This is a genomic window from Shewanella sp. 10N.286.45.A1 (assembly GCF_041470405.1).
In the GTDB taxonomy this organism is placed as follows: domain Bacteria; phylum Pseudomonadota; class Gammaproteobacteria; order Enterobacterales; family Shewanellaceae; genus Shewanella.
Window position 1 is genome coordinate 1 of sequence record NZ_JBFRMK010000311.1, and the last position, 10,549, is coordinate 10,549.

Sequence of the window (10,549 nt, forward strand, 5' to 3'; positions counted from 1 at the left end):
CTTTTAATGCAATTGGTATGACCTCATCCGACTTGAAAGTTCGCGGCTTAATTGGATAAGAGAAACTTAGCAATATAGGTATTTAATCTATTCTCAGGTTCAACAAGACTGATCAGGTATTGAGTGAGTCGTGAGCAGCCTTCTACTCACGATATCGATAACAATATTCAGTATTGCTGTTACACAAATCAATATTAATGCACCATTAAAGCGGATTTCTGAAAAGTTACTATCAATATAAAAGCCCAATGTCGCCACGCCGAGCATCCCTAGAATCGCTGTTTCCCGCAGAATAACTTCAAATCGATAGAAGAGTAACGCCATCATATTAGGATATATTCTGGGTAATATATCATAAGCATAACCATCAAATTTACCGTTAAAATGCTGACTATAAGTCGTCGATGCACTTTGCCTAGCGACTAAATAAGCGATTAAAGCACCATTATGGATAGCCAAAGCCAGAATAGCCGGTAGCATCGATGGTCCCAACAGCAGCATGAATATATAGGCAAATATATACTCAGGAATTGACCTTAAAATAAGTAAGTTAACGTTATTTGTAGCCGCTATAAATGAGCCTGTTAGAGGTTTAAAACTAACGGCTGTGAAGAAAAGAGTTAATAAGTAACTACCACCTAGTGCAGCGATAGCGAGTAACAAGGTCGCCAACACACCAGGCAAGGCCTGTTCGGTGATAATCTGATAAAACCACTCCACAAACAAAGCCCATCTATCAATAGATAACAGCTCTACACTATGGCTTTGGAACATCGGCGGCAAAATATCATCACTTAAAAAACGCCAAACAAGCGAACTATCTATAGTCGTTACTTCAGGCATTAAGAACATAGCAGCGACAAAATATACAGGTAATAACTTACTGCGGCACCAATAAGGGATGGTGCCTATGATCACGATAAACAGAATAAGGAGCGCAGCTCCTTGATGATAGTGACCCTGTCGAAACGCTGACTCGAGATAGAAGCCTAATGTAGGCATTCCTACAAACCCAAGTATCGCACTGCTTCTTAGCGCGCACTCAAAGCGATAACGTACATACGCTTTTATTTCATTAAAGACATGAGCAATACGACCATATAGATAGCGACTAACTTTGTCTGTATTGGCCGGCAAATTTTGCAATGTAGTGGTTGGCGCTTGCTGCAAAATATCGCTGAAAACTCGGGCAAATGTTGCGCCATAAGGTAGAGCGATTGCCAATACTCCTGTTAAAGGAGATAAGCCAAAGACTTGTAAAAATAGTAATGCCCAAAACAACTCATGGATAGAACGAATAAAAGCACAGGTTGCAGCAACAATAGGTCTGTTATAAATAAGCGCAACAGGGCTACCTAACAATAAACCAGCGGCGACACCGAGTAAGGCAAAGCTTATCGTCTGCCATACAGCTTCTAATAAATATTCGGTAGCTAAAAAATCAGGCGAGAGAAACCCTAAACCAATGCGTTGAAGCTCACTCCATGGATCTAACGCAATGATCTCTGTATCGGCCCAATAAAAGCATGTAAGTGTAATAAGAAGTAAGACCAACGAGACTCTTTGCCAATAGCCAAAAAAAGCCCATCGTGGTTCATACCTATTCATGAAAGGGTCACTCAACGATTGCTGACTTACAGGTTGAGAACTCTTGATTCATAGAATCTTGGTAAAAGTCTTGCAACATTTCAATCGTCAGCAAAGAAGTTTTGGAGTCAATATGCTTTTTACCATTACGCAAGCCAATCACTCGGTCAAAATACTCTAACGCCATATTCATATCATGAAGCACCATAATAACCGATTCATGTTGCTGTAATACATATTTAATCAGCCGCTTACTCATTAAAGGATCGAGTGCAGAAAATGGCTCGTCACCAATAAAAACCGGCATTTGCTGATAGATAGCTCGGCCAACTGCAGTTCGCTGTCGTTGGCCGCCAGAGAGCTTAGAAACCGGTTGCGATAATAAACAATCTAACTCTAAGTCTTGGGCTATGATGGCGACTTCTGTACGCGGTTTTTTAAATGGAAATGGTAAATTCAACAGATTATAAAATGCAGAGTTTCTGCCAAGAGCGCCCATATAAATATTATGGAATATACTCAGGCTTTCTACTAGGCCCTGTTGCTGAGAGCAGTATGCAGCGCTCCCATGCAACTGAGTATTAATATGAGCAATGAGTGTTGATTTCCCAGAACCTGAGCTACCAATAACAGCCACTTTTTCGCCAGCTGTGATTGAAAGGTCGATAGAATCGAGTGCCTTTTTATCGCCGAAGCTAAGGGAGAAATCACTAAGACTTAGCATCGATTAATCAATTAGGCCGATGGTTTTTGCCACATTTTCAATAGGCTCATAATCTAAGTTATCAGCCGCAACAAAGGATTTACGGGGAAAGCTTTTTAGAAGTTTTGGATCATTCATTTCCAACAAAGCTGCAGAGAGTTTTGCTTTAAAACCTTCGCCAAAAGAGTCGTCAACACCTGCTCTTACTGTCCATTGGTAATCAGGATATGTAGGGCTTTCCCAGATAACGTCAACCTTTTTTAAATCAACCTTTCCGGCTGCAACAGCGGATTCCCACACTTTATAATTGACAGCGCCAACTTGATAAACCCCAGCTTGAACCTGAGCAATAGTGCGGCTGTGGTCTCCGGAGAATCCGATGCGTTTAAAAATGTCTTCAGGTCGCTTACCCAAGTTTCTCTCAATAAAAAACTGTGGCATTAATCGGCCAGAGGTTGAGTCTTTTGAACCAAAGGTAAAAGTGTAGCCGTTAAGATTTGGAAAACTATTGTTAACTAGCATTTCGGTCGAGTGATGTGCGATAAAGTAGCTCTTAAAAAACTGGTCTTCGTAGCCTTGGGCTATCGCGTCAGAGCCTGGAACGAGTCGCCTAGCTTGAACGCCTGAAAGGCCACCAAACCAAGCCAGTTGCACTTGATTGTTCCTAAATGCTGTTACGGCTGCAGAGTATGACTTTACTGGGATGTATTTAACTTCAACTCCCAATTTCTCTTCTAAGTATACGGCAACTTTATCAAAACGAGTTCGCAGTTGGCTCTCATCCTCATCGGGAATAGCGGTAAATGTAAAGGTAGCAGCTAATGCGCTTGGCGCGACAAGCAAGAGAAACACACTAATAAGGGGTTTAAACGCGAACATAATCAACCTGATTTGACAAAAATTTAACGGATCTTAACCAAATTGCGCAAACAAACCCAGAATTATGTCGCCAAAGTGTTAGATAATTACGGATTAAGACATAACCGTGCTTGTATTTTCGACTATCAATCTGTCTCTCAAGTCTAATGACTGCACAATTCAGCAAAGGTTAAGTAATTGAAGCGTAAACTCCTACGTAAATTGAAACACTTAGTTGGCAGTTGCCATAATTCTGCGTAAACTAATCTTTATCGCATTCAAGGATATTTGACTATGAGAATATTGGTTGTTGAAGATGATCCGATTCTATCTCACCACCTAAAAGTGCAATTGAGTGAACTAGGAAATCAAGTTCAGGTTGCATTAACAGCAAAAGAGGGATTTTATCAAGCAACAAACTATCCAATAGATGTTGCTATTGTTGACCTTGGGCTCCCTGACCAAGATGGCATTAGTTTGATTCAGAGCCTACGCGATAACGGCCTTAAAGCACCAGTGCTCATTTTGACAGCACGAGTCAATTGGCAGGACAAAGTAGAGGGGCTTAATGCTGGCGCCGATGATTACCTAGTCAAACCTTTCCAAAAAGAAGAACTTGTTGCTCGGCTTGATGCGTTAGTTAGACGTAGCGCCGGCTTTGTAAAACCTAAAATAACCAGTGGTGCCCTGGAGATCGATTTAGCGGCAAAGCAAGTCACAATGAATGAAGAACCGATGGAAGTCACCGCATTTGAGTACCTCATTCTGGAATACTTAATGCGCCATTGCCATGAAGTTGTCGCAAAGCAGCGTCTACTCGATGTGATCTACGGCGACAAAGAAGGCGACCCTAACACTATTGAAGTCATGGTAAGCCGATTACGCAAAAAACTGACTAAAGATGGTTTGGAAAATCCTATTGCCACCATCCGTGGTCAAGGCTATAAATTTAACCTGCCATGCAGCTAAACTTTAAGCCTAAGAAACGTCTGCTAACGCGGATGTTTCTCACCTCATTATCTATCATTGCTCTAGTGGGCTTTGGTTTAGCGTGGATGGTCAATATCCTTCACGCACAAAATAGCTACAACGAAGAAACGTCTCAGCTCATTGCAGAGATCCCTAAAGTTGCCGCGGAACTAAGAGAGCATGATCTACTGCCAGATAATAGCGACGAATGGTTAGCGGAAAACAATACCTCTCAGCGTTATATTATTGCCAGTTGTGATAGCACCTTTAACCAAGTATGGACATCTTCAATGGCTGTTGACCGCGGTCTATTTGATACTTGTGAGCGGTTCAATGAGATCCGTAATAGCAACCCACCCTACTATCTTTCTCTAGCGGATACCCGCGGCTACTTTGTTTATTTACTTTCATTAGATATCGCTGGCAGTGAATATAATTTACTAGTATTGAAAGATGCTGAAAAGCTTGAAGAGGAATACAGTAAATTCAGTCGACGCACCTATATTCGTTTAGGTTTTGTACTTGCACTAGCACTAGTCTTATTGATTAGTGCAGCGTACTGGGGAATGCGTCCGTTAGTGCAACTTAGAAATGAACTACAATCGGTAAATAGTGGCAAATCGAAGAGCCTTTCTGAAGGCTATCCCGTTGAACTAGAAGGTGTGACACAAGCACTTAACCAGCTATTAGTACAATCGAGTGCGCAACAGCAACGCTACCAAAACGCGATGAATGATTTGGCCCACAGTCTTAAAACGCGTCTGGCAGCGGTGCATGCCATTACTGATGACGCCACTTTAGATAAAGAGGCAACCAGCGAGAAGATAATGGAACAAGTCAGCCAAATGGATCAGTTGGTCAAATATCAATTGAAGCGAGCAATGCTAGGTCGTAAGGGATTGAAGCAGGAACAAACTCTAATCGCTCCGCTTGTTGACCAGCTCTCGCAAATGCTGTTTAAAGTATATCGAGATAAACAGGTTATTTTTGAGTCTCATATTGAGCAAGAACATGTATTTCCAGGTGATAAAGGCGACCTAATGGAGCTCTGTGGCAACTTGATGGAGAATGCATTCAAATTATGTATCACCACCGTTAGAGTATCATCATATTATAACGATGCCGGCGAATTTGAGTTATTAGTAGAAGATGACGGCCCAGGCGTTGATGAAAGTATCAGACAGAATATCATTCAGCGCGGAGTAAGAGCAGATACTCAGAAAGCGGGTCAAGGTATTGGTCTTGCTGTCTGCAATGAGATAGTTATCAGCTATGGTGGACGCCTCAGCATTGAGACGTCGGAATTGGAGGGAGCTTGTTTTAGGATCTCAATCCCTATTTAGCGCCATACAGCTGCTCAGCACGATTAAACATTATCCATGAGGTTGCGATATATTTATCGCAACTTTTTGGCATATTGCCACGATGTGAGTGGGTAAATCCCGCAGGCGCAATCACCATAGTGCCCTTTTTAGGTTTCACTTTTCTATTTTGATAATAAAACTCAGTTTCGCCGCCCTCTTCCACATCATTTAAATAAAACATATATAATACGACTCGATGCAAGGCTTCATTATGATTTAATTGAGGAAACTGCTCTGAATGCCAATGCGGATATCCCCCCTTATTTTTGTCATACTTCTGGATATTAATACTGCCACTTCGATATAGGTACTTAACGATCGCCTCGGCTCTCAGCTCGCCTAATGCCGCGTAATTGTCAGGTATTAGCGTTACCGTCTCACCGTTTTCATTCGACACGCCAACCGATACCGCGCCCATCAGTGCCATCGAATACTTATTGAAATACTCAGCAGCGTGAGAAAGCGTATAACCTAACAAGCTATTTTTTAGTGTTGCTAGATCTTCATGTGAATCAAGCATCAGGTCACGGCTTAGCTTTTTCTCAATATCCACGCCACCACCTGTGCTACCTGCTAAGACTCCAGGGTGGCAATCGAAGGCACTAATAAGTTGATCACAAAGTTCATCGGGAAGTGCATTAGGGTATATTTCAATAAAATCCATTTGATACTCTTATAACTGTTATTGTTTGAGTTCCCATATTTGTAAGCATATGAGTTAAGCAATTGTAAATTATATAGGTTGCGTTAAAATAGCAAATTAAGGAAGACTCACACAAATACATATGCCAAATAGTTGTAAAGTTGCAGTGGAGCAGCTACAGGTCGGTAATTTCATCAGACTCCCTATCTCATGGAAAGATCATCCATTCTTATTCAGTAGCTTCAAAATTCGACAACAAGCTCAAATTGAACTCATTAAGAACCTTGGGATTGAACATGTATTCGTTATCGTTGAGCGCAGCGATACGCCAATCTTAAGCGTTAAAGATGCTCAAGCCCCAAAACAGAATGCTGTTGAAAGTGATTTGGATAAACTTTCAGATGAACTTAACAAGCAAAAAGCTGAAAGTATTGAAGCTCACAAGAGCTTGAGACGTCATTTACAGAAAACTGAACAACAGTTTGAACGGTCAGTGGCGATGATCCGAAGCTTAATGGGTAAACTACGCAATCGCCCACTGAATGCGGTCAACGATGCAAAAGAGCTGATCCATAATATATCCGAACAGTTATTAACATCAGATAAGTTGGTCTTACATTTAATGGCAGACTCAAAGAATGATGACGGTATCTACTTTCACTCGTTAAATGTATCAGTCTTATCGATGTTAATCGCAAAAGAGTTAGGTTGGACGCGCAATGAGATAGAGCTAATTGGTTTAGGTGCATTATTTCATGATACCGGCAAATTGAAGGTGCCAACTCAGTTAATGAGGAAAACTACGCCACTCACACAAGCTGAGCAAAACTTTATCAATCAACATCCAGCGATGGGCGTTGACTTACTTAAGCTTGCTGATAATTTTCCGACAGAAGCATTACCAATAATATTAAACCATCATGAGTTTCTAGATGGCTCTGGTACACCCAAAGGGCTGAAAGAACCTGAAATAGATAAACTCAGTCAGCTTGTCACCGCTGTAAACACTTATGACAACCTTTGTCATTCAGATCGAAGCAGAAAGGCACGCACACCATTTTCGGCTCTTGGCTACCTGTACAAGCATTATCAGTCACAATTAAACCCTGACATAGTGGGTAGAATGGTTAAAATGCTTGGGATTTACCCACCTGGCAGCATAGTTGAACTTTCTTCAGGTCAATACGGTATGGTGATGTCTGTAAATGTAAGCCAATTACTTTTGCCGAGGATCTTAGTTTACGATGCATTAGTCCCTAAAGAACAAGCACCTATTGTGGAACTTGCACAAGAAGGCATAACGATTGTTAGATGTTTACCTCCTGCTGCTCTTCCAGAAAAAGTATTCAAATACCTAAACCCAAGAGAGAGGGTTAGCTATTTTTTTGGTAGTGACAACTAGAGAAAAGCTATTCTATAACGATTCAACCTGTCTATTTCTTGCTCTATTCCGCAGCTGTTACTAGATTTAATCCAATAACGAATGCATTGGAGTAAGTTTTTATGACTGAATTACCCAGTTTTGACAGGTTACTTTGGCTTGCGGAAAACGATCCCAAAGAGTTAGATGCTTTGCAAAAAAAGTTAAATCAACAAGTCATAGATGAGAGTGCAGCAACCAGTAAGCCCAAATTAATATCATTACTGGATCATTTAGAGAAAAAACTCTCTCTTTGTAAGACCCCCTACCAACGCTACCACGTAGTTAGCAATATGATGTATCAAAAACTATCCAGCCTTAATGACGTACTAAATCATCCAGATGAGTTTTACCAACACAAAGCTAAGGTTCTCAGATTTACAAGTACTGAACAAAATGCTGAAACTAAAACAGCTCGCTAGATGCGAGCTGTTTTATACTATAACCAACCTTTACGCTTAAAGAATAAATAGGTACCTGCGGCGCTACCAAACATCATCAAAATAGCCATAGGGTAACCAAATTGCCAATCAAGCTCAGGCATATTAGCAAAGTTCATACCATAACTACTTGCGATTACTGTAGGTGGTAAAAAGACTACCGCCGCGACCGAAAATATCTTAATAATCTTATTCTGTTGTAACCCACTGAAGCCCATTGCAGCATCCAACAAGAAGTTTAATTTATCAAAAATGAACTGACTATGAGGCATCAGAGATTCAATGTCTGAAAGCATTTCACGTAGATCTTTAAGTTCACCTTCAGATAGTTTATCCCAATAATATTTTTGCATAAAACGTAACGAGCGCTGCGTATCAAGTAAACTGAGTCTTATCTTGCCATTTGAATCTTCTTGTCGAGTGATGAGTTTGAAGACGTCATCAAGCTCTTCATTTTTAAAAACCTCTTCGCTAACACTATCAAGCACTGTGTATACATCTTCAATTAAATCTGAAAGATAATCTACTTTTAGATTAAACAGCTCAAGAAGCAATGCTTGCGGGGTTGACGCCTCTATACGACCTAATCGTAAATAATTTCTAAGTAACCTAATTAAACCTACATCCTCTTCTCTAATCGTCAACAAGAAGTTTGGCCGGATATTAAAAGAGACGTTTACACCTTTGACGTCTTGCCCTGCTCGTTGGGGAAAGAGTGAGTTAATATGTAATCCATCTTTATTCTGATAAAAGCGGGCTGAAGCTTCAATCTCGTTAATGTCTTCCTCTTCAGGCACATCTTCGACTGAAAACTGACTCAACCACTCGCGTTCACTATCATCAGGCTTATAAAGATCTAACCACAGTGTGCCGGGAGGGATATTATCCTTGATGCTCAATTCGCTAATCGTTAAGTTACGATTTTCGTAGGCATAGGCTGTTATCATAGCTCCTCCTTCATACAATTAATAAACTAATAGGGTAAAAAACGAGGCTATTCTAACCTAAAAAGATATATCGCAAAGCGCTAACTAAAAGAAAACCCACAAAAATTACTCTTGAACCGTATTTGCGACAATAATTCGCTCTTGATTAGACAATCTGATTCTTATTCCATCAACTGTTGTTATTTCGTTGTTGGCAATATTCTTTTTTCTTACTTGATACACAACGGTATCATCACTCATAGGCGACACAATTGTTACACTCACAACCTTATTACCATCTTGCCAGTCCCAGTACCAATAGCCAGCACTTGCTAGTAATGAAATACTAAGAATTGCATATAAAGCAAAGCGAATTATTATTCCTCGCCCCATATCTTGAGTTCGCTCTTTAGCGGGGCTCACTTTAGATTGGCGAATATAAAACATAGCACCTGCTATAACTAATATTGTCACAAGAATTTTTGTTAGCACGCGCAATCTCCAAACCCATAATGAAAGGCCATTATAGCCAAATTCATAGATTGAAACTGTTAATAATATCTAAGCATTTAAACTCAATAGCTTAATAATTAGAGATGAACCTGCAAAACAAAATGCGTTCTGCTATAAAGTAGGTATCAATTCAAACAAAGGCTTTCTATGAGATTAACCCAATCAATCCTTACCGCTTTATTAATTTGCGTAAACTCCTCAGCTTTTGCCAACGTAGAGGTTACACTTCCCTCTAACTCTGAGCTCATATTGGTTAACGGTAAGGAGAACAACAGTACGGATAAATTATCGCTAGATAACGGTGAAAACCAATTAGCATTGCGATATATCGGTCGTTACCAACAACAAGGATCTCAAACCCAATTTAGCTCTGACGTCGTCATCATGACATTTTCAGCTGAAAATGCACAGCTGACTATAACGTTACCAAGAATACGTTCAAATAGCGCCGCAGATGCTTTTAACCGAATTCCAAACATAACTCTGAAAGATTCAACTGGAGTCGATATTGCATTCCGTCAGGACAAGCTCATCAAAGATGGCATGCAGCTTGGACGAGATTATGAAAAAGAGATCTTTGATTACAATAGTAGTAACCAAGTTGCTGCGTTAGGCGCTTCAGCTGCACCAATAGCAACTCAAGTTCAGCCAAATCTGCTACAGGTTGAAAACGTTGCGAAACAGGCTAATGCTCCCACGCAAACAGATCAAATAAATGTTGGCCAGATGCTCGACTTTTGGTACCAACAAGCCGATGAAGAAACTAGAAAAGCATTCAAATTGAAAATTAACAGTAAAGAATAAAACCAATATCATACTGGCACTACAAACTTAAGGTTAATTGGTTTTAGTGCCACTGCAACTTAGACTTCCCCCTTGTATAGATAACACCAATAGATCTTCAATCACCGCTGAAATCGCAAACAGAAAAACCTAAAAGCGCTAACTAACCCAGGCTGTTAACTTACTCTTTATTATCCTCGAAGTGGACACATGGGCATATCGACCGCACCGCTATCAGTGTCATGCTAAGCGCTATAGCAAAATGATTAATTGACTCAATTTACAGACGTAAAAAAGCCCGCTATATAATAGCGAGCTTTGATACTAATTAGGCGCCTGGAAA

11 protein-coding genes are annotated in these 10,549 nt (G+C 40.4%); 5 read left to right on the top strand and 6 right to left on the bottom strand.

The genetic code is table 11. The annotated features are described in order from the left end of the window. Positions 1-99: 99 nt before the first annotated feature. From AB4238_RS19965 to AB4238_RS19975, 3 genes are read right to left on the bottom strand one after another with little or no spacing between them, the layout of a single operon-like run. Positions 100-1,608 carry a PhnE/PtxC family ABC transporter permease gene (locus AB4238_RS19965; RefSeq protein WP_372035106.1) on the bottom strand — a complete coding sequence of 503 codons (1,509 nt, stop codon included), beginning with the start codon at positions 1,606-1,608 and terminating at the stop codon, positions 100-102. A 7-nt stretch (positions 1,609-1,615) separates the two neighbouring features. Further along, positions 1,616-2,311 (bottom strand): ATP-binding cassette domain-containing protein, encoded by a 696-nt coding sequence (locus AB4238_RS19970; protein ID WP_372035108.1) that lies wholly within the window; start codon positions 2,309-2,311, stop codon positions 1,616-1,618. Between the two features lie 3 nt (positions 2,312-2,314). Next, positions 2,315-3,169 carry a putative selenate ABC transporter substrate-binding protein gene (locus tag AB4238_RS19975; protein WP_372035110.1) on the bottom strand — a complete coding sequence of 285 codons (855 nt, stop codon included), beginning with the start codon at positions 3,167-3,169 and terminating at the stop codon, positions 2,315-2,317. Positions 3,170-3,442: 273 nt separating this feature from the next. Here AB4238_RS19975 and AB4238_RS19980 point away from each other — a divergent pair, with 273 nt between their 5' ends. Together AB4238_RS19980 and AB4238_RS19985 are read left to right on the top strand one after the other, a co-directional pair. After that, positions 3,443-4,117 (top strand): response regulator, encoded by a 675-nt coding sequence (locus AB4238_RS19980; protein ID WP_220739817.1) that lies wholly within the window; start codon positions 3,443-3,445, stop codon positions 4,115-4,117. After that, positions 4,108-5,460, top strand: coding sequence for a sensor histidine kinase (locus AB4238_RS19985; RefSeq protein WP_372035112.1), 1,353 nt, complete (start codon positions 4,108-4,110; stop codon positions 5,458-5,460). The genes AB4238_RS19980 and AB4238_RS19985 overlap by 10 nt, the downstream gene beginning before the upstream one ends. On the opposite strand, the gene AB4238_RS19990 is transcribed toward AB4238_RS19985, so the two are convergent. Beyond that, entirely contained in the window at positions 5,453-6,145 is a 693-nt protein-coding gene (locus tag AB4238_RS19990) for a 2OG-Fe(II) oxygenase (RefSeq protein WP_372035114.1), read from the bottom strand. The two genes, AB4238_RS19985 and AB4238_RS19990, sit on opposite strands and share 8 nt — an antisense overlap. A gap of 121 nt (positions 6,146-6,266) precedes the next feature. Here AB4238_RS19990 and AB4238_RS19995 point away from each other — a divergent pair, with 121 nt between their 5' ends. Continuing rightward, positions 6,267-7,526 carry an HD-GYP domain-containing protein gene (locus AB4238_RS19995; protein WP_372035116.1) on the top strand — a complete coding sequence of 420 codons (1,260 nt, stop codon included), beginning with the start codon at positions 6,267-6,269 and terminating at the stop codon, positions 7,524-7,526. Between the two features lie 101 nt (positions 7,527-7,627). Next, a complete protein-coding gene (locus AB4238_RS20000; protein WP_372035118.1) occupies positions 7,628-7,966 on the top strand; it encodes a DUF3135 domain-containing protein in 339 nt (112 codons plus the stop codon). 17 nt (positions 7,967-7,983) lie between these two features. On the opposite strand, the gene corA is transcribed toward AB4238_RS20000, so the two are convergent. Together corA and AB4238_RS20010 are read right to left on the bottom strand one after the other, a co-directional pair. Then, complete coding sequence (gene corA / locus AB4238_RS20005; protein ID WP_372035120.1) at positions 7,984-8,931, bottom strand: magnesium/cobalt transporter CorA; 948 nt, start codon at positions 8,929-8,931, stop codon at positions 7,984-7,986. A gap of 105 nt (positions 8,932-9,036) precedes the next feature. Then, a complete protein-coding gene (locus AB4238_RS20010; protein WP_372035122.1) occupies positions 9,037-9,402 on the bottom strand; it encodes a hypothetical protein in 366 nt (121 codons plus the stop codon). A gap of 168 nt (positions 9,403-9,570) precedes the next feature. Between AB4238_RS20010 and AB4238_RS20015 the strand changes: the two genes are divergently transcribed. Then, a complete protein-coding gene (locus tag AB4238_RS20015) occupies positions 9,571-10,227 on the top strand; it encodes a DUF2057 family protein (RefSeq protein ID WP_372035124.1) in 657 nt (218 codons plus the stop codon). Positions 10,228-10,549 lie beyond the last annotated feature (322 nt).

Coding starts and splice junctions, on each gene's coding strand:
- AB4238_RS19995 (WP_372035116.1), top strand. CDS start 6,267: ATGCCAAATAGTTGTAAAGTTGCAGTGGAGCAGCTACAGGTCGGTAAT.
- AB4238_RS19975 (WP_372035110.1), bottom strand. CDS start 3,169: ATGTTCGCGTTTAAACCCCTTATTAGTGTGTTTCTCTTGCTTGTCGCG.
- AB4238_RS20015 (WP_372035124.1), top strand. CDS start 9,571: ATGAGATTAACCCAATCAATCCTTACCGCTTTATTAATTTGCGTAAAC.
- corA (WP_372035120.1), bottom strand. CDS start 8,931: ATGATAACAGCCTATGCCTACGAAAATCGTAACTTAACGATTAGCGAA.
- AB4238_RS19980 (WP_220739817.1), top strand. CDS start 3,443: ATGAGAATATTGGTTGTTGAAGATGATCCGATTCTATCTCACCACCTA.
- AB4238_RS19965 (WP_372035106.1), bottom strand. CDS start 1,608: ATGAATAGGTATGAACCACGATGGGCTTTTTTTGGCTATTGGCAAAGA.
- AB4238_RS19985 (WP_372035112.1), top strand. CDS start 4,108: ATGCAGCTAAACTTTAAGCCTAAGAAACGTCTGCTAACGCGGATGTTT.
- AB4238_RS20000 (WP_372035118.1), top strand. CDS start 7,628: ATGACTGAATTACCCAGTTTTGACAGGTTACTTTGGCTTGCGGAAAAC.
- AB4238_RS19970 (WP_372035108.1), bottom strand. CDS start 2,311: ATGCTAAGTCTTAGTGATTTCTCCCTTAGCTTCGGCGATAAAAAGGCA.
- AB4238_RS19990 (WP_372035114.1), bottom strand. CDS start 6,145: ATGGATTTTATTGAAATATACCCTAATGCACTTCCCGATGAACTTTGT.